The organism is Romboutsia sp. 1001713B170207_170306_H8, assembly GCF_015550495.1.
GTDB lineage: Bacteria > Bacillota > Clostridia > Peptostreptococcales > Peptostreptococcaceae > Romboutsia_E.
In genome coordinates, this window is sequence record NZ_JADNAX010000004.1 from 196,659 (window position 1) to 221,274 (window position 24,616).

Sequence of the window (24,616 nt, forward strand, 5' to 3'; positions counted from 1 at the left end):
CCCTAAACTTAGGGTAGTTTTTTTCTTTATATAAATTATTTAATTAGTTTTGAGCAAATTGAGCTTCAAATTCTTCCTTAGTTGAAGGAACTTTTATTTCTCCACTCTTTATTTTTTCAGCCATTTCATTTACGTATTTTAATACATCTGGCGCTACATTTTTATCACTAGTTGGAGCTATACCAACTCCTCCAGTAGCTAATGTATTAACTATAACTTTTCCACCTTCATAGTTACCTTCTACCATATCTTTACATAAGTTGAATATTGCAACATCTATGTTTTTCATAGCTGATGTTAACATATTGTCTGGAGCTAAGTTATATTGATCTGAGTCAACACCTATAGCTTTTTTATTATTTTCCTTAGCAGCCTCTATTGCACCTGTTCCAGTTGCACCAGCAGCTGTAAATATTATATCAACTCCGTCGCTGTGCATTTGGTTAGCTATTGATTTCCCTTTAGCAGCATCTGAGAAGCTGTTTGCATATTGAGATGATACTGTAGCATCTGGGTTTGCAGTTAAGACACCAGCTTTGTATCCATACTCAAATGTACGTAATAAATCACTTTCTATACCACCTATAAATGCAACTTTACCAGTTTCAGTCATCTTACCTGCTACTAATCCAGTTAAGAATGAAGATACATTATCTTCAAATGTTAAAGAGTTTACGTTGTCAGCTTCTACAACAGCATCTATTATAGCAAATTCTTGTTCTGGATAAGACTTAGCAGCGCTTTTTATTGCATCTTCTAATTTATATCCAACACCTACTATTAAATCATATTCATCATCTACAAATGTTTCAACATTTGGTGTATAGTCAGCATCTTGAGTTGATTCTAAATACTTAACTTCTACCTTATCTCCATATTCTTTCTTTAAGTCTTGAAGACCTTCCCAAGCAGATTGGTTGAAAGATTCGTCATTTACTCCACCTGTATCTGTTATCATTCCTATTTTGTATACCTTATCTTCTGATGATGCATCAGCATCTCCTGAATTTGAACCACATCCTACTAGTAATCCAGCAGTCATAACTGTAGTTAAACCTAGTGCTAATAATTTTTTAAGTTTCATAAATTTCCTCCAAATTATTCTATATATGTAATAATTAACTCCATTCTACACTATTTTTTCTTTTTTAGCCATACTTTTTATGTATTTTTTTTAATTTTTTTGTAAATATGTGTTGTACTTAATAGTTAGAAGTCTAATTAGTATGTGTTTTTATACCCTTTATTACATACTATTTATTATTTTAGTTATTTTTCTAACTTTTATATATTCTTAATAGTAATAATTATAATTCATTTATATATTTTCTATAAAAAATTAAAATAGATGATATCAAAATATAATTTATTTTAAGACCATCTATTTTATATATTCTACATTTTATTTTTTAAAAGTTAAAATTCCTGTTACTCCTGGACCTGAGTGTGAACCTATACAAGTACCAACCATAAAGAATTGTATATCCTTTGGATTTAATTCTTCTTTTGCAGCTTCTATTAATTTTAATTTTTCTTTTTCATCATCACTATATCCTATGTAAATAACTTGATCCGATAAGTCATCACCACAATTCTCCTTTATCAGTTCAATCATCTTAGATACAACATTTTTTTTACCTCTAACTTGAGTTACAGGAGATACAAGTCCATCTTTTACATCTAATATAGGTTTTATATTTAATATATTTGCTATAGTTGCTTTTGTTGACGATATCCTACCACCTTTTTGCAGATATTCCAATGTATCTACTGAAAATAATAAATAGGATTTTTCTCTTAAATTTTGAAGCCTTTGAATTATCTCTTCTCCAGTTTTACCTTCATTTGCTAACCTAGCTGCTTCTACAACTAAAACACCTATTCCATAAGAAAAACTTTGTGAATCATACATATAAATCTTTCCATCTATATCATTCTTAGCCATATTAGCACTTTGATACGTTCCTGTTGCAGTAGATGAACCTGCAACATAAAGTACTTCTTTCCCCTGATTTACGTACTTTGTAAAAACTTCTTTAAATTGAGCGTAAGTAGCTTGAGATGTTTTCGGATATATGTGTTCTTTTCTTAATCTCTTATAAAATTCTTCTTTTGCAATATCTATCCCATCTTTATATTCTTTTCCATCTATAATTACAGTAAGTGGAATTACTTCTATATCATATTTATTAACCAATTCTATAGATATATCAGATAAACTATCACATACAATTTTTAAGTTACTCATTATACATTATACCCCCTCATCAAATTATACTTTACATTCTATATTTTAAATTTACTTCATATTTGGATACCCAATTTGTCTTAAAGCCTCAAATACAGCTATCGCAACTGCATTTGATAAGTTTAACGATCTTGCTCTTTCATGATCTAACATAGGTATTCTCATACAAGTTTCTGGATTTTCCTTTAATAAATCTTCAGGTAATCCTTTCGTTTCTTTACCAAATACTAAAAATGAATTTTCTACAAAATTCATATCTGAGTGGAAATTATTTGTTTTAGTTGTTGAATAGAAAAATACACCATCTGGATTTTTTTCTTTTACTTCTTTAAAACTGTCATAATACTGAATATTTGCTATATCCCAGTAATCTAACCCACTTCTTTTTAAATATTTATCTTCTAACGAAAATCCTAATGGTCTAACTAAATGCAATGTAGATCCTGTAGCTGCACATGTTCTCAATATATTACCAGTATTTTGTGGTATTTCTGGCTCTACTAAAACTATATTTAATGACATACTAATCCTCCTAGCCAATTTAAAAACTTTTTATTTAAACTTTGATTTTGGTTTTATTTTCTAAATATTATTATATCAGAAAATATTTATAATCACACTATTACTTACTATTAGAAATTATACATATTCCGTAAATATATTTAAACCCTTATAATGTGGTTGTTTATGTTCTTCTTTTTTCTTTGAACCATTAATTATAACTTTATCCATAGGAGGATAAAAACTATTATATATAAGCTCTTTTCTTTCTTGGGATTCAGATTTATATATCCTAAATGTACTAACTTTATATCCTATCCTTCCATCTTGTTCTACAACTCTTTCTCCTTCATATAAATCTTTACTTTCTTTCTCAATAGTTTTATTTGGAAGAGTTTCTGTTACTTCTGTTATTATCTCTATTTCTTTCTTATCCTCTTTATTTCCATAAATTGTAGAAACTATTCTATTATCAAAAACTTCATTATAAATAAGGACAGGTGTATTAAATTTATTTCTAAATTTAAAATCTATATCACCTAGTGATACTGTAGCATCTCTTCCTTTTGAAATATATGCACTTGGTATACTATGATTTTTTACATTAGTTATATTCATACCTGCATAAAGTGCTGCATTATATATAGTACTAGATACTTGGCAAATTCCTCCACCCAATCCTTTTTCTACTTTGCCATTTATAATTACAGGAGCTTCCTTCATCTCCTTTGCTGCTTTAGATTTTATAATTATAGAGTTAAAAGAAAATTCCTCATCTTTTCCAATAAGTATATTTTTTGTAGCATTTGATGCAATTTTTATATTTTCAACCCTATTTATAACTTTAGGATTAAAATATGTTTCATAAGTTCCTAATACAGTATCTATTTTAGATAACTCATCTTCTTTATATTTTGGTTCAATGTTTTGTTCTGGTATATCTATTGAATTGACATAAATATCTTCAAAGCTTTGTATAAACTTTTCTTTTAAAATATCTTTATTTATATTTCTCCCATATACTTCTTTTGTTTTTACAAATTTTCCATTATCTACCCTTATAGTAGCATTAACTGGAGATATATATAATTCATTACCAATATTCTCTATGCATTCATTTAATTTTTGGTCATCATAATTATATTTTAAGGTTATTATTTTTTTCTTACCTAAATCTAAATTTATTTTAACTTTAATATCTTCAAGGAATTTATTTTCCTTACATACATTATAGGCTTCATCAATAGCTTCATTTACCATATAACTTACACCTAAATCATTCTTATTTATATTATAATTGCCTTCACTAAACTTTAAAATTAATTCATTATTTTCATTTATTACTTTAGTAATTTTATCCTTCGCTTCTTTTTTGCTTAAGTTAGATAAGTCTATGTCCTCTACATATATATTTTTATGAATTTTACCTTCTCTTTCAAAACCTTGTACTAACTTTATATTTCCTAAAAAAAATATAGCTACTATTAATAATGATATAATTTTATTTTTTTTCAAGGTTGTCATTCCCTTCTTTATAATAGTCACAATAGCTTTTTATAGGGCAATCACCACACTCTGGCTTTCTAGCTTTACATATCCTCCTTCCATGAAAGATTAATAAATGATGAGAGTGTGACCATCTTTGTTTTGGTATAGTATTCATAAGTGCAAATTCAGTTTTTTCTGGAGTAGTAGTATGTACTATTCCTATTCTATTTGCAACTCTAAAAACATGAGTATCTACAGCTATTGCAGGTACATTAAATGCATTACTTAATACAACACCAGCTGTTTTTCTTCCTACACCAGGAAGTTTTACTAGTTCCTCAAATGTATTTGGAACTTGTCCATCATATTCCTCACATATAATTTTGGATGTTAGCTTTATTTTTTCTGCCTTACTTTTATATAATCCACATGTTTTTATTTCTTTGATAATTTCATCAACACTTAATTTATTGAAATCATATGGTGTATTATATTTTTTAAACATTTTACCTGTAACAATATTAACTCTTATATCTGTACATTGAGCTGACAATATTGTTGCTATTAATAATTCAAATGGAGTTGTATAATCTAACTCACATTTTGCATCAGGATATAATTCCTCTAGTTTATCTAATATTTCATTTACATCTTTCATAGTTTTATTCCCCTTTAATTTAACTTATTATTTATATTATCTATCAAATTTCCTAATCTATTACAAATAAAAAAAGCAAAAACTTTACAGTTCCTGCTTTTTTATTTTATATATTACCCTTAATTTTACAGTATAAATCATTTATTTGCTGAATTTCTTATTTGATTAAAGCTATCTAAACGATTTTTAACTAATTCTTTAATTTTATCAAAATTCACATCTGTAAGTATCTCCATTGCTTCCTCAACATTATTAACTGTATATATATGAAATAATCCTTTATTAACTGCATCTGTTACTTCATCTGACAATACTATATTTCTACTATTATTTTGCGGAATTATAACACCTTGAATACCTGTTAATCCTTTTTGCTTACATGTAAAATAAAAACCTTCTATTTTTTCCGTAATTCCACCAACTACTTGAATCTCCCCTTTTTGATTTATAGAACCGGTTGCTGCAATATTTTGTTTCAAAGGTATTCCTGATAAAGACGATAAAATCGCGTATAACTCTGCTCCTGATGCACTATCTCCATCAACACCTCCATAACTTTGTTCAAAACATATAGATGCATTCATTGATAATGGAGATTCTTGTGCAAAGTTTTCAGATAAATATCCTGATAAAATCATTACACCTTTATCATGTATAGATCCACTCATTTTTACTTCTCTTTCTATATTAATTACACCTTTACTTCCTACACTTGTTGTTACTGTAATCCTAGATGGTCTACCAAATGAATACTCACCTGTACTTAATACAGATAATCCATTTATAACTCCAACTCTACTTCCTGTTGTATCAATTAATGTAAATCCATTTTCCATTGACTCATCTAACTTACATTCTATTTTATTTAATCTTTTTCTTCTTTCTTTTATAGCTCTTTTCACATCCTCTTTCTCCACAAACTCAGAATTATTTTCTTGAGAATATGCATTACCTTCTACTACAACTTCCATAATTTTATTAAACTCAGTAGATAATTTATCTACATCTCCTGATAATCTAGTACTAAAATTTATAACTTCTTGAACTGCATCATATGTGAAATGCTTTAAATTATTTTTCTTGCATTGAAGTGCTATAAATCTTGCTATTCCCATTTCATTATTTTCACTTTTATTCATTTCACTATCAAAATCAACAAATATTTTAAAATATTTACTAAAATCACTATCATAATTGTATAAAACATTATATACATAATTACTACCTATTAAAATTACTTTTATATCGACTGGGATACTTTCCGGATTTATAGCGGTATTAGTATCTATTGTTATCTTTTTAGACTGTATCGTTCTTTTCAACATATCCCATGATAAAGCATATCTAAGTAGTTGCTCTGCATATAGAACTAAGTACCCACCATTTGCTTTGTGTACAGCTCCTGGAATTATCTTTGTAAAGTCAGTTTTTAAGTTTCCATTATAGTAATCATATTCTATTTTTCCAAATAAATTAGCTGGACTTGGATTAGTTTCTACTACTATCGGTGCAGATAATTTAGTTTTATCACTATCATTATCTACAAGTAAATTTACTCTATATTTTAAAAAATGATCTTTATCAATCTTATCTTTTAATTCTTCTTCATCCAAGTAAAATAAAAAGATATTTTCCAATATATCCTCTCTTATATTTTTTAAATATTGTTGAACTTTTTCATAATCTTCATACTTTTTGCTTAATTCTTCTATATGTGGATCTATTATAAATCTTCCTATTTCCTCCTCTAATTCTAAAAGTGCTTCTTTTGCTTCATCTTCTATATCTCTTATTTTATATACAGTTTGAATTGCCATATGTTCTAGATCTCTTTTAGTTTTATAAAACTCTTCATCTGATACTTCATCTTCATAGTCTTCTTTCAATGGTACAAATACCATACCTATTCTACTATTTTTTAATTTAAATCCTCTATCCTCGCCATATTTTTTGATTTCTTTTAAAAGAGCTTCTTTTTCTATATCGTAACTTTCCAATAATTGATTTTTACCTAATTCATAATCCTCACTTTCAAAGGCATCTTTTAATTCACCCAATAAAGCCTCTATAAGCTTTTCTATATCTTTTTTAAATACCTTTCCTTGACCTATTTTTAATCCTATAGCTATAGGTTCTCTAGGATGTTCGAAGTTATGCACATAACACCAGTCTTTATGTTTTGTATTTCCATTGGCATATTTATTTAATGCTTTTAATGTATATGTTGATTTCCCTGTTCCTGAATGTCCTGATACATATATGTTATAAGCTGAATTGTCTATTTTAAGCCCCACTTCCATAGCTTCTATTGCTCTTTCTTGACCTAGTATTTCATCTAATTCTTCTATTTCAGATGTGTTATTAAATTTTTGCATATTTCCCCCCTCTTTCCCTTATATATAAATAATTTAATATTTATCACCATATCTTAGGATATTAAATTATATGTATTATACTTCTTATTTTTTCCAATATAAAAAAGAAGCCTTTTTATATTTTATTTAGGCTCCTTTAAAATTATTTCAATATTTCTTTGTATTATTTTTTTACCTCTCCAACTAAAGGCTCTATCTCCATATCTTCTTTTAAATTCTTTATTAGAAATATTATTTATTTCTTCATAATTTAAATTAGTAATTTGATTATCTATAAATTCTCTTATATTAGTTTTTTGTATATTACTATTATGTGGACATATATCCTGGCATATATCACAACCAAATACTTTCTCATTATCTCTTAATAACATTTCCTCTTCTTCTGATAATTCTTCTTTCTTTTGAGTTATATATGATAAACATCTTTTTGGATTTAGTTCATAATTTCCTAATATAGCATTTCCCGGACAATATTTTACACATTTATTGCATTTTATACATGTTTTAGGTAACGGCTCATCTGCATAAAACTCATAATTATTCACAATATAACCTATAAAGACATATGAACCATATTCATCTGTTATTATGTTATTATTTATACCAAAATAACCTATCCCTGATAAATATGCCAAATATCGATCTACTAGAGGGCCATTATCAACAAAAATCTTATATTCAAAGTTATTTACTTCACCATTTAAATAATCACATATCTCTTGTAAATATTTTTTAGCAACTATATGATAATCTTTTCCATAGCAATATTTAGATAAATTTGAACCTTCTTTTTCTCCTGTATAATATGGAAATGCACATACTATAATTGATTTTGCGTTATCCATAATAAGCTTAGGATTTATTCTCTTTTCAATTAATGGTTCCTCCATTCCTGTAAAATATCCATTTGCCAATTTATTTTTTATTACCTTTTCTAAATCATTATAGGGTCCAACCCCTGAAATTCCTACACATTTCAATCCTAATCCTTTACAAAAATCTTTTAATTTCTCTTTATTCATAAAATCTTCCTTTCATTAATTTATATTTACATTTATAATTACTAATCGTAAGGATGTGATATTTTGATTAAATTAACAATACCAGGTAGACCAATAAGTAAATCAAATTTTAAACTTCATAACATACATGGTCAAGCATGGATGCCTTCAACAGGTAAACACTCAAAGTATTTAGCATATGAAAATATGATTGCAGGATATATAAACCAGCAATACCTTGGCGAAACTATTGAAGAAGATTTGATATTAGTTTTAAAACTTTATTTCCCTAATAAAAAAATGGGAGATTTACACAATTACCCAAAAAGTATATGTGATGGTATAGAAAAAAGCGGAATAATAAAAAATGATAAGCAGTTAAAACCTGTACTATTATTCGATTTCATCGATAAAGAAAATCCTAGAGTTGAAATCGAACTTTATCCAGTCGCTGAATACGATGTTTCTTATACTATTTCCAAAAAGTAATAATAATTAGGAAGTATATCAAGTTAGATTCTAATAAATCACTCTTTATATACTTCCTATTTTATTAACTATTTACTATTTCTCTTACCATTTTTATTTCTCTTTTATGTCCTTCTTCATCAAAAGGAGTTTCTAAGAAAAATGGTAAATCTTTTAATTTTGGATGTGTCATTATATTAACTATAGCTTCTAACCCAATCTTACCTTCTCCTAATGGAGCATGTCTATCTTTTTTATCTCCAAATGGCATCAAACTATCATTTAAATGAATAGCTTTTAGTTTATCTAATCCTATTATTCTATCAAATTCATCTAATACATCCTCTAAGCTATTTACTATATCATACCCTGCAGAAAATATATGGCATGTATCTAAGCATATTCCTAGTCTTTCATTATGCTCCACACCATCTATAATTTTTTTTAATTGTTCAAATTTAAATCCTATTTCAGTCCCTTTACCAGACATAGTCTCTAAAAGAATAGTTAATGTTTCATTTCCTGTTATAGCTTCATTTAATCCTTTTATTATCCTATCTATACCAAAGTCTATGCCTCCACCTACATGACTGCCTGGATGAAAACACATATACTCTATACCTAAAGAGTTCATTCTTTCTATATCTTCTTTTATAACTCTTCTTGCAAATTCATATACATCATCTTTTGCTCCGCCTAAATTCATAGTATATGGAGCATGAGCTAATAATGGTCCAAAATTATTTTCTTCTCTTATCTTTTGGAATTTAGCTATATCTTTCTCATCAAAAGCTTTTGCATTACCTCCTCTTGGATTTCTAGTAAAAAATTGAAATGTATTTGCATCCATATTAACAGCAGATTCTGCTGCTTTGGCAAACCCCTTCGATATTGAAATATGTGGTCCTATTACAAACATGAGTCTCCTCCTTAATATTTAATAAAGATTAATTCTATATAAATTCATTATACCCAAAAAAATAAGTATCAACTAATGTTGATACTTATTATAAACTATATTCTTCTTTTTTAGCTATAGGTATACTTACTAAAGCTATATTATACTCTATTTCTGAATCATTTTCAGATTTTTTACTTACTATCTCGTCTATTTTTATTTTTATAGCATTATTTATTTCTTCGATCTCATTTTCTGTGAAACACACATTATCATAATCTATCACGTTATTAGACCCAAGTATTTCATCCTCCGCTGCTTTATAAAAAAATTCACTCATATTTTCAAATTTAGATACACAAATATCTTTCTCTTCATTATCCCATATATTATCTAATGAAAAGTCAATAACTTTTTTGCCAACTATTATATTTTTAGCAGTTGGATAATAGTATTTTTCAACAATTCCGGACTTTATCTTTTCTTCTACTAACTCTAATATTCCAACTTTATATAGAGTTTTTATGTGATAGTTAATCTTTGCATGAGGCTCATCTAACATTTCTGACAATTGCTTGGCTGATAATGGCTCTTTCCCAAATGCTTTTAGAATGTCTATTCTACGAGGATGTGCTATTGCCTTTATACATTCTAAATCTCGTAGCACAAGTAATTCTTTCATTCCTCCACCCCTAAAAAAAAATTATTTTATTATATTCTAATTATATATGAAGTGTATACAATTGTCAAAAAATTCTATATATTAAAATATACTTAGTTCTAATTGTTTAGATAAGTCTTCTAGAACTTTAATTCCAGCTATACTATTCCCCTTTTTATCTAGTGATGGCCCGTAAACACCTATTCCCATTTTTTTTGGTACAGATGCCATTATTCCTCCACCTACACCTGATTTTGCAGGTATCCCAACTTTTATTGCAAATTCTCCAGATGAATCATACATCCCACAAGTAACCATGAATGTCTTCACCATTCTAGATACACTTTCACTTAGTACACGCTCACCTGTTTCTATATCTACACCATAGTTAGCAAATAGAAGCCCTATTCTTGCTAAATCAACTGCATCAACCTCTATAGAGCACTGTTTGAAGTATAAATCAAGTATTTCATCAACATCTCCAGCTATTACTCCATCATTTTTTAATAAATAAGCCATTGCTCTATTTCTATCACCTGTAAGCTTCTCTGATTCATATACAGCTTTATTAATATTTAAATTTTCATTTTTAGATATTTTTCTAAAGAATGATAACATTCTTTCTTCTTTTTCCTTTAATGAATCTCCCTTAATTAAAGATGTAGTTACTATAGCTCCTGCATTTATCATTGGATTACAAGGTTTAGTTGTATCATCTGTTTCTAGCTTCATTATTGAATTAAATGGATCTCCACTTGGCTCCATACCAACCTTAGAAAAAACGTAAGACCAATCATTATCCATTAATGCCATAGCTAGTATTATAGTTTTTGAAACACTTTGTATTGTAAATTTAGTTTTATAATCTCCTGCACAATATATTTTATTATTTTTATCTATTATACAAATACCTAAGTCTTCGGCATTTGATTTTCTTAATTCAGGTATATAACTTGCTACCTGTCCGTAATTTGCATACTTCTTATTTGTTTTTATAATGTGATTTAATAAATTTTCCATTAGTATATAACTTCCTCCTCTGTCTTCATTATACCGTCACTTTGTTTTTTATATACTATATATTATAATACAAAAAGGCATGCCTAAAAATAAATTTAATGTATTTTTAAACAGCCCTTAATTCTCTAATCTACGATTTTACTTCCACCTATAAATTCTCTTAATATTGATATTGAAGGTATATCTGATATATCATCTAACTCTACAAAATATTGAAGAAACTTTAATAACCTATTTGCTTCAATGTATGCACTACTATCATCTTTTATTTCTTCTAATAAAGGCTTAGCATATTTTTTTAGCACAGCTAACTCATATAAGCAAGCTGAGTTAAATATAATATCGGCTTCTTCTTGATAAGGAAATATATTCTTTTCTTCACCACGTCTTACTGAACTCCAATTTAAAATTGTAGTTTCTGCACTATAACCCCTAAAATTATAATCTCTTACTATTCTTCTTATTAGCCTTAAATCTGTAGTAGGTATTCTATTATGATCATCTAAATTTACTTGAGTAAGAGCACTCAGATATATCTTGAATTTCTCATTATTATCTATAGATGATGTTAGCATTGGATTTAAACCATGTATACCTTCTAATATTATAGGCTGATCTTTATCTATTTTTAGCTTTTTATTAGATTTAACTTGTTTACCTAATTTAAAATCAAATTTAGGTATGCAAACCTCTTTACCTTCTAACAAATCTTTTAAATCTTTATTAAACTGTTCTAGGTTAATAGCATAAATTGATTCAAAATCATAATTTCCATATTCATCTAATGGTGTAAGATCTCTATCTACAAAATAATTATCAAGTGATATAGTTACTGGCTTTAGATTATTCACTCTAAGATGTATACATAATCTATGTGCAAAACTAGTTTTCCCTGATGATGATGGCGCTGCAATTAGTACAATCCTTTTTTTCTGTAATTGAATTATATCTGCAATTTGCGATAACTTCTTTTCATGCAGTGCTTCTACAGTTCTTATTACATCACCATATTCTTTATTTTCTATTATTTTATTTAAATTTAGAACTTTTTCAACTCCAATAAGTTGAGACCATATCTCAGATTCATGATATATATTTGCTAACTTAGGTTGAGGTTTAAATTCCTTAGGAATATTCTTATTAGTATTACTTGGACCTAAGATTATTACTCCATTTTTATATAATTTTAAATCAAATGTTCTTATATACCCTGTTGATGGTAACATATGTCCATAAAAATGATCTATATAATCATTGCATTTATATATTTTCACATCATTATATTCTTTGTACTTTAATAGTTCTGCTTTATCTATCATGTTATATTCTTCAAATATAGATATCGCTTTTTCTTTTGTTGTACTTATCTTTTCTATTTTATAATTATTATCAATAATTTCTTTCATTTTATTCTTTATATTATCTATATCAACATCATTTAATCTTCTTCCTATATGAACTTCACAATATAATCCATTAGCTAATGAATGTTCTATAGTAACTCTTTTGTCCTTAAATAACTCATTACAAGCCATTATAAATATGAAGTTTAAAACCCTAGAGTATACTCTACCTCCATCTATATTCGTAGTATCTAAAAATTTTATACTACACTCTTCCTTTACAACATAATTTAACTCTTTTAACTTATTATCTATAAGTACTAAAGTTATAATCCCATCTGATTCATTTTCTTTTGCTATATCTTCCAACTTTATTCCACTATTATCCTCAATAAAATAACTCTTAACTTTACCATTTATATTTAAATTTAATTTCCCCATGATCTTTCTCCCTTCTTTTTTATATATAGGAAAAAGAGGTATTAATACCTCTTTTTATACGCTTTTAAAATTCTTAGTGTATCTTCAATATCCATGTAATTCATTTCCAAAATCAAGTACTTTACATTTTTTTCTATAATTGATTTTATATGCTCCTCAGGTAAGATTCCTTTTCCTATACCAATATGGCTGTCTTTTTTTCCATCATTATCACTCAAATGAACTATCTCTATTTTTTTGCTTAATTTATTTATATAATCATCTCTATTTATTAGAAAATGACCTGTATCATAACAAAAATATATATTCTTATTTTTAACACCATTAAATATATACTCAAAATCTTTAACATTGTCTCCAATATTTGAAAAATCACCATATTTAGAATATGTATTTTCTATTGTTATAGTAATATTTTTATCTAATTTATCATTATCAAAAAACTCTATACAATTATCTAAATATGACTCTCTACTTCTTCTTAATCTACTTGTCATTGCATATCCTAGATGTAAATTGAAGTATTTTATATTTAATATATTTATTTTTTCATTTATTTTATTGATAAATTCTATCCATGAATGTCTTATATATTTAATATTTTCACAAGTATTAAGTTCCATAGGAAGATGAATTCCTATAGATATATCTAATTTTTCAAATTCATTCATATAACTTAATAATTGATCACATTCTTCTAAGTTATCAATTCCAATTTCTATATGATTTATATCTTTATTATTTTTACAAATATCTAAAGCTTCATTTATATTAAATAAAAGAGCAGATATTCCAATTTTCATATTATCACCTATTTTACTGAACCAATTTCATTTAAAGGAAGTAATCTGATCATAACCTCACCTAAAATATCTTCTTCATCAACAAGACCTACTTCTTCTGATCTAGAGTCTTTACTATTTTCTCTATTATCTCCCATTACAAATATTTTTTCATCTGGTATAGTTATATCTATATCACCTGATGTATATGCATTATGTATGTATTCTTCTTCTAGCAATTCTCCATTTAAATAAACTTGAGAATCTTTTATAACTAAATGGTCACCAGGTATAGCTATAACTCTTTTTATTAAATCCTTTTCTTTTCCATTATCCTGTTTTAAATCAGTTTTAAAAACTATTATATCTTCTCTTTGTATATCTCCAAATTTATATGATAATCTATTTAAAATTAAGTAATCTTTATCATTTAATGTTGGATACATAGATTCTCCACTTACAATTGTTGGCTTAACAACTTGAACAATTAAAAATGCTAATACTAGTGAAACTGCTATAGTTTTCACCCAATCAATTATTTCTTTTTTTAATTTGTCACTCATTTTATCTCTCCTATGTCTTTTACTTAGAATGAATTTCTATTATTTTATTTAACTATTCCTATTTTATCAAAAGGATATAGTCTTACAGTAACCTTGCCTATTACATCACTTTCATCTACAAGCCCTACTTCTTCATATCTACTATCTAAACTTTTTTCTCTATTATCCCCCATAGCAAATATCTTATTTTCTGGAATTATAATATCTATATCTCCAGTTGTATATTGATGATGAATATATGGTTCATCAAGTAGTTTATCATCTACATAAACTTTAGAATCTTTTATAACTAAATGATTTCCTTCCGTTGCTATAACTCTTTTAACTAAATCCTTATGAGTCCCGTCCTCTTGAAGTAAGTTAGTTTTAAAAACTATTATATCACCAGTTTTTGGTGATTTTATTTTATAAGAAATTTTACTTATAATTAAATAGTCATTTTCTTCTAATGTCGGATACATTGATTCCCCTCTAACTAGGGTAGGTCTTATAAATTGAGTTATAATAATTGCAATCACAATAGCTGTTAAAATAATTTTAACCCATTCAAATACCGTATCTTTTAATAACTTTGACACCCATATCCTCTCCCCTAAAACACAATTTCAAACTAATAATTAGAATAGTTACCGATTAATTGTATTGCTATTTCATTAATATGGTCGTATTTATCTATGTTTATTCCTAAATCAAGTAACTCACAGGCCTTTACTAAATCTTTTGTAACTTCCATCGGATTCCCATATATATATTCAATATCTTCTTTGCTTACTCCTTTAAATCCATGACCTACAAGGCTATCATTTCTAAGTTTTATTAAATTTTCAAGCTTCTCTCCATTTAAAATTTCTAAAACCCTATCCATTCTTTTTGTTTGTCTTACATATCTGTGTATGTAGTTTGTTACACCATGAATTAAGTTAGCATTATATATATTATACTTCTTTTTTAAAGTGTATAGAATATTTTTCTTCGATACCATTCTCCCATGCATACATACTTTATATTTTTTATTTTCTTTTGTGTTTACAAAAATATATTTAAATAATGCTTCCTTTAATCTATACAATCTTCCTAAAAAATCTATATATTCCTCGTTAACTATTTGGATTTTTATATTTGCTATTAGCTCTGACATTATGTCTTCAGGTTCTCCAGCTATTAAATTTTCTAGATTAGTAATTAAAAATTGAACATCTCCTCTTGATAATATTTGAAAATCTATAGACTCCAAAATACTCAAGGCACTTTTAAAATCAAAATTAACAGCATATTTACATGACTTAATCAATAAATATAAATCTCCCTCTTCTATTCCACATTCTTCTAAAATCTCTAAAACTCCTCCGTAATCATATCTTTCTAAAAATTTAGCGATTACATATTCTTGAGTTTTATCCATAGAGTACATAAATTTACCTCCTAAAAATACCGTGTTATTTTTAGTATTTATCAAGATTATATATTTTATTAATAAATTGCTATTTTCTTCTCTGTCTAATTTTTTTTTGTCTTATTTTTATATATTTTAAAAATCTAATTTTAGATAGCTCCATATATCTATCTAGCTTATCTAGATTTATTTTCCAAAGCAATACTAAATAAGCTACAAATACTGATATTGACCATTTATATCTTATCATTAATATAAAATCAAAAACACCATGAATAAATATAGGTACTAATACCGACATCATAAGATACTGTCTTTTTTTAATCTGATTTTCTTCAAATTTATATTTTCCTATATAATATCCCATTGTAATAGCAAACATTATGTGTGCTGGGATAGAAATAATAGCTCTACTTAAACTAACTTGTAAAATTAATGATTCATTTTCATACAATATATATATTATATTTTCAATAGTTGCAAATCCTAAAGATAAAAATACAGAATATATTATTCCATCTAATTTTTCATTAAAATACTTCTCTTTTAATAAACTTGGTATTAATATCAATGCTTTTAAAGACTCTTCTGTAAGCCCTGCTACTACAAATGATATGTAAAATATAAAATCAATTCCATCTAATATATTAGTATTTATTAATAATCGTTCAATGCCTATTCCTAATATACTTGTGACAATACCTAATATAAAGTATTTGATTAGTATAATTATAGGCTCTTTATCATATCTATCTTTTAAATAAATCCAAATTAAACAGGCTAACACAGGTGATATCGCCAATATTAAAACTCTTATCTTCATTACATGTTCCCTTTCTATTTATTTTATTTATTATTATTTCCATTTCCTTAACAAAATAAGATTTACTTCATAGAATAAAATATAATAAGGATTAAATCTCTCTAAAGAAAGGGTGATTATATGCAAGATGGTTTTTTAACTGTTAGTGTTACTGATTCCACAACAAATCGTCCCATAGAAGGTGCTACTATAAATATATACTCTATTCCTGAAAATAGTTCAGAAAGTCAAACAATTATATATAGTAATTTAAAAAGTAATATTTCTGGTCAAGTAACTAATTTATCACTACCTGCTCCAGATATTGCTTACTCACAACAACCTTCAGATGTTAAACCTTACAGTACTTATACTGTAGAAGTCATAGCGGATGGATATGAAACTGTAATTATAAATGGGACTCAATTATTTCCTACTATCGAGTCTAGACAAGGAGTTCCAATTAGTGCAAGACAAAGATCTCGTGGTTCATATTCTAGACAAAATGAGGTAGTATTTTATATACCTCCTAATACGTTATGGGGTGATTTTCCTCCTAAAATCCCAGAAAGTGATTTAAAACCTCTGCCTGCACCTACTGGATTTGTTGTTTTAGATAATCCTGTAGTTCCAGAATTTATAGTTGTTCATGATGGGCTTCCTGAAAATACGTCTGCTCCGAATTATTGGATACCTTTTAAAGAGTATATAAAAAATGTTGCTTCATCAGAAATTTATTCAACATGGCCAGAACAAACAATTTATGCCAATGTAATTGCCATAATTTCATTTACATTAAATAGGGTTTATACAGAATGGTATAGAAGTAAGGGTTATTCATATACGATAACATCTTCTACAGCTTATGATCATAAGTTTATTTATAATAGAAACTTTTTTGACACTATAAGTGTAGTTGTAGATGATATTTTTAATACATTTATAAAAAGACCTCCAACTTCCAGACAGCCACTTTTAGCACAATATTGTGATGGTCAAAAATCACAATGTCCAAACCAGATGACTCAATGGGGTAGTAAAGACTTAGGAGACCAAGGATACAGCTATGAAGGTATTCTAAGATATTTTTATGGAGATGAAATTGTATTTGATCAAGCTCCTGTTGTAAGTGGTGTTCCTGTATCTTACCCTAATGAAACTTTGCAAATTGGATCTAACAATAAGTATGTAAGAACGATACAAAATCAACTTAATGCTATATCAAGGTCTTATCCTGCTATACCTAAAGTTAAAGAAGACGGTATTTATGGAGAAAGTACTGCAGAGGCAGTAAGAACATTCCAAGGTATATTCGGATTACCTCAAAATGGAATCGTAGACTTTAAAACATGGTACGAATTATCAAGAATTTATGTTGCAGTTACAAAAATAGCTTCACTGAATCCTACTATTTAATAAATAAAATGACTATATATTAATAAAGTAATATATAGTCATTTTATTATTAAGCTTAATTATTTAAATATGTCTACATACTCATCCTTTAGTATATGATTGAATATGTCTTTATTAATTCTAAACTCTGGTATACCTGCTGCATAAGGTGCTATTTCATATAGATCAAAAAATACAACTATATTATCATCCTGTATATAAAATTTCTGATTATCTTTTATAGATGTAAACTGATATATACCTAAATTATCTTTATCTTGTTTTACTAAATTTTCTATTTGATTTCTTATTTCATTATTTATTATACCTTTATAATCTGTATCTTTTTTAAACAGATCATTTAAATTTAAAAGTTGACCATTTTTCATATATACATTATATGCGATATTATTATAATCTCCATGAGCTCCTCCACTATACTTATAATAAGTCACCACTATACTAAGCATATTATTACTATTTTTCTTTACTTCAAAATTTGTATTTGCTATAAATTTATTATCTGCTTCTGGATAATTACTTAGATATGATTTAGCTTCTTCTATAGATTGATTATAAAAGTTCATTATCTCATTTCTAAGTATATCATTTATCTTTTTTTCTACTGCCTTATTCTCAGTCATAACTATAGGAATATTTATTATACTATTAATATATTTATCATTTTTATTTATAGTTTGAGTTTCTATATTAGCCACTATTTCATCTGTTTTTATCATTCTTATTTTAGATTTAAAAATACCAAGAGGTATCTTAAATTCAAATTCTCCTCTAGTATTACTTTCTTTATATGGATTAAAATAGATATTTATACCATCATCTCCTATATAAAAATTTGTATTTTTATCTATTTTAATTTTATTCTTATATTTTTTCAAATCTCCACTTTTTAAGCTTTTTTCGATATACCTTTCTATTACTTCTTGATAATCTTCATTATCTTTCAAAAAGTTATCCAAGTATATTCTTTGACCTGTTTTTAAATCAAATACATAACTATCTTTTTCTAATTTAAATTCATTTTTATTAAAATTTATATTTTTATAAATTATTATATTTATTAAATTTTCATCTTCATAAACTACATGATAGTTTATATCAATATTTACTTTAGATTTACTCTTATTGATATTACTTAGCTGTCTCTGATGATTAATATACTCATTAATATCTTTTCTTATATATGAATTTATATATCTTTCTACTTCATCATTTTCATAGTGAATTTTTGGTGTTTTTGCATCTATAAATATGTATTTATCTTTTATTGTCATTTTCTCTTCAGTTACCTTTATAACCTTTAGATACTCTCCAATACTAGTTTTTACTTCTTTTTTCAATATGAATATATCTCCTGACTTAACAGTAATTATAATTAAAATTCCAATAGCCAAAAATACAATTGGCTTAATCCAGTTCTTAGCTACTTTCATTAAACTTCCTCCTAAATATAACTCTTCTAATTATATTTAGACTTTTTAAGTGTTTTTATCCATTAAAATAAGGATTTAAATAACTAAATTTATAGTTATTTAAATCCTTTAATTATCTTTACTATAGCTATCAATATTACTACTATTTCTAATCTTCCAAATAGCATCCCTATAATTTCTGTCCATAATACAATAGGTGGAGCTGATGCACTAGTTATCCCTATAGATAGCCCAACTGTACCTAATGCAGATGAAAATTCAAACATTGCATCTTCCAAAGGATAATTATATGCAAGCATAACTCCTACACCAAAGATAAATATGAATAAATATAAAGTGATATAATTATAAACTTCCATCATATTTTCTTTATTTATAAAATGCTTGCCCTCTGGTTTATATACATAATTACTATAAACCATATGTTCAGGCAATAATCGTCTTTTTATATTCCAAAAAATTTGTTTTAATATTAAATATACTCTATACAGCTTTATACCACCAGAGGTTGATCCTGAACCTCCACCAATAAGCATCAATATAATCATAATAAAAATCGCAAATGATGGCCATCTATTATAACTAACTGTAGAATATCCTGTTGTTGATAGTGCTGATACAGTTTCAAATACTGATACTCTAATTAATTTATTTATATCAGAATATATATATCTTAGTGATATAAATGCAACTAAAGGTATAGCTATACCTAAAATTAAAAACATAAACCTAATTTCACCAATCTTTATTACTTTTTTAAACTTTCCATTTATTATCAATAAATGAGTTGCAAAACTAGTAGTTCCAAGAATCATTAAAATAATAGTTATTAATTCTATATGAACATTATTATAAAATCCTATACTTTCTGATTTAACTGAAAAACCACCTGTAGATAAAGAACCTATAGCATGGTTTATTGCATCAAATAAAGGCATACCAAACAAAACATATAATATAGTCCCTGAAATTATATATCCCAGATACATTGAAATTATAATTCTTGATGACTTTACTAGGTTAGGAAGTAACTTATCTGTATGCCCTTCAGAATTATAAAGACTCATTCCAAATAATGATGATAAGGCAGAAAGCATAACTAGTATGATTCCTACTCCACCAAAAAACTGCATTATACTTCTAAAAATAAGAAATATGTTAGGAGTTGATTCTACATTTATAACAGATAATCCTGTTGTTGTCCATCCACTTACAGACTCAAAAAATGCTTGAGTAAAATTTAATTTTTGACCTAATATAAATGGTATTGCACATAATACAGTTGCTAATATCCAACCTAGTACTACTATTAAGGCATCTTCTCCTACTGATAATGTTGTTTCTTTATTATGTTTTGATATCTTATTAAGTATGCATCCTAATAAAATAGATATTAATGACGGTATAATAAAATCAAATATATATTTTACTTCATCAGGGTAAAAAGGTAATATCAAAAGTGGTAGTAATAGTATTAATCCTACTATAAAGCTTAAAATACCAATACAATAAAGTACTCCTTTAAAATCATTTATTTTTTTTAAAACCATAGTGCTACTTACCTTCACTCACATTTTTTATAACGTCATCTTGTATATTTTCATCACAAAGTATTATAAGCTTATCATATGGAATTATTTTCGTACTACCATTTGGAATAATACTATTTGAACCTCTTATAATGCACCCTATTATAGATTTTTGTGGTAAATTAATTTCACTTATATATTTATTACATATATTATAACTATCTTTTACCCCAATTTCTAAAATATTAATTTTACTATTATTTATAGGAATAAAGTTATATATATCATCTACCATAGCCATTTGTTCAATAATATCTGATACTATATATGTCGCACTTATTACATCGTTAACACCTAATAATTTAAATACCTCTACATTTTGTGGATTTGAAACTACTGAGAATACTTTTTTGACATTATATATATTCTTAGCTAATTTACATATTGTCAAATTACTTGCATCCTTCGATGTTATCGCTATTAGTACATCACAACTCTTAATCCCCGATTCCTCTAAAATATAACTTTTACTTCCATCTCCACAAATAACATCGCAATTATAATTCTCACTAAGAAACTTACAATATTCATAATCTTTATTTACAACAGAAACTTTATGCTTCTTATTTAAAAGCGACTTTAATAAAAATTCAGTTTTTTTTCTTCCACCTACAATTACAATTTTCATTTAACAAACACCTACTCTTTTTGTTAATACATTAGTTTCACTTTCATCCATTTGTATTAATTTTTCAAACTCATTTATAGTTAAAGTAATAGGTTCAATTAAACTTATATTTGTATCTTTATATGCAACTTCTTTTTCAGAATCGTATAGTCTTGATATAACTTTATTTACATTAAATACCTTTTTAGCAATTAAGGATACTGCTATATTAACATCATCATCATTTGTAGCTGCTACTAACATTGTTGCTTTTTTTATTCCTGCGTTAATAAGTACATCAATATCTGTAGCATCTCCTATAATTTCAAATCCACTATAACTTTTTGATAGCTTTCTAAATGAATTGTTTTCTATATCTATAATTACAACATCCTTACCACTTAGTGATAAAGTTGTAGCTATATTAGTACCAAATCTGCTACATCCTACTACTATTATATATTCAAAATAACTATCCTTCATCTTACATCACCTTCTAATCAAATTTCATTTATCTATTACTTATATTCACAGTATAATTAATTTGATATAAAGATTGTGTGAAGATATATATATTGATGTAAAGATTTTATTAAGATTATTTATTCATCAATTAACTTATATCCAACTCCTACCTCTGTTTTTATATATTCAGGTTTAGCTGGATTTTTTTCTATTTTTCTTCTTATATTTGCCATAAATACTCTCAGTGATTGTGTGTCTGTATCTAGATATCCTCCCCAAACTTTATCAATTATGAATTTATGTGTAAGTACTTTACCTGCATTTTTGCATAATAATTCCATTAGTTTATATTCTATTGGAGTTAAGTGAATCTCATTATCATCTATAATTACTTCATGTTTTTCAAAATCAATTTTTAAGTTTTTAACTTCAAATTTAGTTATAGCTTTATTTTTATCCATATTATTAATACTCCTATGTCTAAGAGCTACTCTAATTCGTGCCAAAAGCTCTGGAACACTAAATGGCTTTGTTAAGTAATCATCAGCACCTAAATCAAGTGCATTTACTTTTTCTCTTTCTTGCTCTCTTGCAGATACAACTATTATGTTTGATAACGTTACATCTCTTATTTTCTTTATAACCTCGGTTCCATCTATATCTGGTAGACCTAAGTCTAAAATTATTATATCTGGATTTATAGAATAAACTAAACTTATTGCATTAGTTCCACTTTGTGTTTCTATACATTCATATCCTTGTGTCTCAAGTGATACTTTTATAAATTTACTTATTGGTTTTTCATCTTCTATGATTAATATTAGTGGCTTTAAACTCATTATTCTTCTCCTCCTCCACAAGGCAACTTAAATCTAAAGGTTGCTCCACCTAAGCTATTATTAAAAGCTTCTATATCACCATTATGAGCTTCTATTATAGACTTACATATAGATAAACCTAACCCCACACCTCTTTTATCTAAAGACCTACCATTATTTTTGCTATAAAATCTATCAAATATATATTCTATATCCTCGTCCTTTAATCCATATCCATTATCCTCAACTTCAAAGTATACATAATCATTTATTTTCATAACCTTTACTATTATTTCAGAATAATCTGGAGTATATCTAATTGCATTATCAATTATATTTATCAGTACCTGTTCTATTAATAATCCATCTACATTTAAAATAATTACTTCATCAGGTATATCTACATTAATCTTATGATTTTTAGAGTATTTTTCAACTATAGAAATCGCTTCTGCTACTATTTCCTCAACAACTTCTAAGTTTTTTTTGATCTCTAATCTTCCTTCATCCACTTTAGTTATACTAATTATATTTTCAACAGATCTTGTTAGCCAACTTGCATCATCATAGATATTTTTTAAAAGATCTTTTTTAGTAACTTCATCTATAGACTCATAATTTTCTATCATAGCAGATGATGACCCCATTATTCCAGCTAATGGTGTTCTTAAATCATGTGATATAGATCTTAATAAATTACTTCTTAGTCTCTCTGTTTCAACAGCTAAATTTGCTTGTTTTGTTCTTTCATACAAATCTTCTCTTTCAATCGCTATAATAACTTGATTACAAATTGATTTTAATAGTAACTTTTCATTTTCTGTTAATGATTTCTTGTTAAAACATGCAACCCCTATAACCCCTAAGACATTGTCATTACTTTTTATTGGGTAGTTGAATATCAAAGCATCTTGATATAAATCAGTTCCTATTCCTGTCTCTTTACCTAATATAAAACTTTCCTTAAATGAACATTTTTCTAAAGGTGATTGAAATAGACTATGTCCATCTTCTTCTTTAAATTCATATATAACCGGTTTTTTTAAATTCCCACCTGAATCAATTATAGAAGTGGCAACTGATTTACCTAATATATCTACTAAGCTTTTATTACATACTTCTATGATTTCACATTTATTTTTTGTTTTTAATAATTTTTTACTATTTTTATATAGCAGTCTAATTTTATATTCTCTTAAATTAGATTTTTCTACTTCCCTTTTTATTTTAGATGTTAATGTACTTGTTATTATAGCTGATATTAACATAATAAAAAAGGTTATTGGATAATCAGCTCTATATGCTAAAAAAGTATAGTATGGTTCTGTAAAAAAGAAATTAAATATCAATACACCAAGTATAGATGATAAAATACCAAATAAATATCCGTCTGTTATACTTGAGGAAAATAAAACCCCTAGTATGATGACTAATATTATGCTCGATTCATTTAATTGAATTTGCTTAAAAAACAACGCTATAAGCGTTGATATTGACATAATAAGTATAATTTTTAATAAATTTATTACTAATATATATTTTTTAGGTTTATTTTTTTTATAAGCATAGCTATTCTCTGTAACACTATCATATATATCATCTAAATCCATATATAGATACCTCCTTATAACCACTTTATTAAA

The 24,616-nt window shown here is 26.5% G+C and carries 24 protein-coding genes; 2 read left to right on the forward strand and 22 right to left on the reverse strand.

The features are described from left to right. Positions 1-43: 43 nt before the first annotated feature. From I2A66_RS10360 to queG, 7 genes are all read right to left on the reverse strand, one after another. Positions 44-1,084, reverse strand: coding sequence for a BMP family lipoprotein (locus I2A66_RS10360; protein WP_122639328.1), 1,041 nt, complete (start codon positions 1,082-1,084; stop codon positions 44-46). A 318-nt stretch (positions 1,085-1,402) separates the two neighbouring features. Further along, the gene (locus I2A66_RS10365) at positions 1,403-2,248 is read right to left on the reverse strand and encodes a DegV family protein (RefSeq protein ID WP_122639329.1); all 846 of its coding nucleotides are present in this window, start codon (positions 2,246-2,248) and stop codon (positions 1,403-1,405) included. Between the two features lie 51 nt (positions 2,249-2,299). Further along, complete coding sequence (trmL, locus tag I2A66_RS10370; RefSeq protein ID WP_147516370.1) at positions 2,300-2,770, reverse strand: tRNA (uridine(34)/cytosine(34)/5-carboxymethylaminomethyluridine(34)-2'-O)-methyltransferase TrmL; 471 nt, start codon at positions 2,768-2,770, stop codon at positions 2,300-2,302. Between the two features lie 117 nt (positions 2,771-2,887). Further along, positions 2,888-4,264 (reverse strand): VanW family protein, encoded by a 1,377-nt coding sequence (locus tag I2A66_RS10375; RefSeq protein ID WP_164488999.1) that lies wholly within the window; start codon positions 4,262-4,264, stop codon positions 2,888-2,890. Beyond that, positions 4,251-4,895, reverse strand: coding sequence for an endonuclease III (nth, locus tag I2A66_RS10380; protein WP_147516368.1), 645 nt, complete (start codon positions 4,893-4,895; stop codon positions 4,251-4,253). The genes I2A66_RS10375 and nth overlap by 14 nt, the downstream gene beginning before the upstream one ends. 137 nt (positions 4,896-5,032) lie before the next feature. Beyond that, positions 5,033-7,270: a Lon protease family protein gene (locus tag I2A66_RS10385; protein ID WP_195251568.1), complete on the reverse strand. Its 2,238-nt coding sequence runs from the start codon at positions 7,268-7,270 to the stop codon at positions 5,033-5,035. A gap of 122 nt (positions 7,271-7,392) precedes the next feature. After that, positions 7,393-8,295 carry a tRNA epoxyqueuosine(34) reductase QueG gene (gene queG / locus I2A66_RS10390; RefSeq protein WP_122639334.1) on the reverse strand — a complete coding sequence of 301 codons (903 nt, stop codon included), beginning with the start codon at positions 8,293-8,295 and terminating at the stop codon, positions 7,393-7,395. 63 nt (positions 8,296-8,358) lie between these two features. On the opposite strand from queG, the gene I2A66_RS10395 reads away from it, so the two are divergent. Continuing rightward, positions 8,359-8,763: a RusA family crossover junction endodeoxyribonuclease gene (locus tag I2A66_RS10395; RefSeq protein ID WP_122639335.1), complete on the forward strand. Its 405-nt coding sequence runs from the start codon at positions 8,359-8,361 to the stop codon at positions 8,761-8,763. Positions 8,764-8,827: 64 nt separating this feature from the next. Here I2A66_RS10395 and I2A66_RS10400 read toward each other — a convergent pair whose 3' ends face one another. From I2A66_RS10400 to I2A66_RS10440, 9 genes are all read right to left on the reverse strand, one after another. Continuing rightward, entirely contained in the window at positions 8,828-9,661 is an 834-nt protein-coding gene (locus I2A66_RS10400; RefSeq protein ID WP_147516366.1) for a deoxyribonuclease IV, read from the reverse strand. A gap of 88 nt (positions 9,662-9,749) precedes the next feature. Then, on the reverse strand, positions 9,750-10,322 hold the full coding sequence (locus tag I2A66_RS10405; protein WP_122639337.1) for an ArsR/SmtB family transcription factor: 573 nt from the start codon (positions 10,320-10,322) through the stop codon (positions 9,750-9,752). 81 nt (positions 10,323-10,403) lie between these two features. Then, positions 10,404-11,321 carry a glutaminase A gene (glsA, locus tag I2A66_RS10410; RefSeq protein WP_147516365.1) on the reverse strand — a complete coding sequence of 306 codons (918 nt, stop codon included), beginning with the start codon at positions 11,319-11,321 and terminating at the stop codon, positions 10,404-10,406. A gap of 125 nt (positions 11,322-11,446) precedes the next feature. Continuing rightward, positions 11,447-13,105, reverse strand: a complete 1,659-nt coding sequence (locus tag I2A66_RS10415) for a nucleoside kinase (RefSeq protein WP_195251570.1) — start codon at positions 13,103-13,105, stop codon at positions 11,447-11,449. A gap of 41 nt (positions 13,106-13,146) precedes the next feature. After that, on the reverse strand, positions 13,147-13,908 hold the full coding sequence (locus I2A66_RS10420; protein WP_147516363.1) for a sugar phosphate isomerase/epimerase family protein: 762 nt from the start codon (positions 13,906-13,908) through the stop codon (positions 13,147-13,149). An 8-nt stretch (positions 13,909-13,916) separates the two neighbouring features. Then, positions 13,917-14,450, reverse strand: coding sequence for a signal peptidase I (gene lepB, locus I2A66_RS10425; protein ID WP_122639340.1), 534 nt, complete (start codon positions 14,448-14,450; stop codon positions 13,917-13,919). Positions 14,451-14,494: 44 nt separating this feature from the next. Continuing rightward, complete coding sequence (gene lepB / locus I2A66_RS10430) at positions 14,495-15,028, reverse strand: signal peptidase I (protein WP_195251572.1); 534 nt, start codon at positions 15,026-15,028, stop codon at positions 14,495-14,497. Between the two features lie 32 nt (positions 15,029-15,060). Beyond that, positions 15,061-15,861 (reverse strand): hypothetical protein, encoded by an 801-nt coding sequence (locus I2A66_RS10435; RefSeq protein ID WP_122639342.1) that lies wholly within the window; start codon positions 15,859-15,861, stop codon positions 15,061-15,063. 70 nt (positions 15,862-15,931) lie between these two features. Then, entirely contained in the window at positions 15,932-16,666 is a 735-nt protein-coding gene (locus I2A66_RS10440) for a PrsW family intramembrane metalloprotease (protein ID WP_195251574.1), read from the reverse strand. Between the two features lie 120 nt (positions 16,667-16,786). On the opposite strand from I2A66_RS10440, the gene sleC reads away from it, so the two are divergent. Beyond that, on the forward strand, positions 16,787-18,061 hold the full coding sequence (gene sleC / locus I2A66_RS10445) for a spore cortex-lytic germination protein SleC (RefSeq protein ID WP_122639344.1): 1,275 nt from the start codon (positions 16,787-16,789) through the stop codon (positions 18,059-18,061). 59 nt (positions 18,062-18,120) lie between these two features. Here sleC and I2A66_RS10450 read toward each other — a convergent pair whose 3' ends face one another. From I2A66_RS10450 to I2A66_RS10475, 6 genes are all read right to left on the reverse strand, one after another. After that, positions 18,121-19,494, reverse strand: a complete 1,374-nt coding sequence (locus I2A66_RS10450) for a DUF3298 domain-containing protein (protein WP_122639345.1) — start codon at positions 19,492-19,494, stop codon at positions 18,121-18,123. A gap of 95 nt (positions 19,495-19,589) precedes the next feature. Further along, the gene (locus I2A66_RS10455) at positions 19,590-21,044 is read right to left on the reverse strand and encodes a TrkH family potassium uptake protein (protein ID WP_195251576.1); all 1,455 of its coding nucleotides are present in this window, start codon (positions 21,042-21,044) and stop codon (positions 19,590-19,592) included. 4 nt (positions 21,045-21,048) lie between these two features. After that, positions 21,049-21,711, reverse strand: a complete 663-nt coding sequence (locus I2A66_RS10460; RefSeq protein ID WP_122639347.1) for a potassium channel family protein — start codon at positions 21,709-21,711, stop codon at positions 21,049-21,051. Further along, positions 21,712-22,173 (reverse strand): potassium channel family protein, encoded by a 462-nt coding sequence (locus I2A66_RS10465; RefSeq protein WP_147516360.1) that lies wholly within the window; start codon positions 22,171-22,173, stop codon positions 21,712-21,714. A gap of 119 nt (positions 22,174-22,292) precedes the next feature. Beyond that, positions 22,293-22,994 (reverse strand): response regulator, encoded by a 702-nt coding sequence (locus tag I2A66_RS10470; RefSeq protein ID WP_195251578.1) that lies wholly within the window; start codon positions 22,992-22,994, stop codon positions 22,293-22,295. Then, complete coding sequence (locus tag I2A66_RS10475; RefSeq protein WP_243238717.1) at positions 22,994-24,583, reverse strand: DUF4118 domain-containing protein; 1,590 nt, start codon at positions 24,581-24,583, stop codon at positions 22,994-22,996. Before I2A66_RS10475 ends, I2A66_RS10470 begins: the two co-directional genes overlap by 1 nt. Positions 24,584-24,616: the final 33 nt, after the last annotated feature.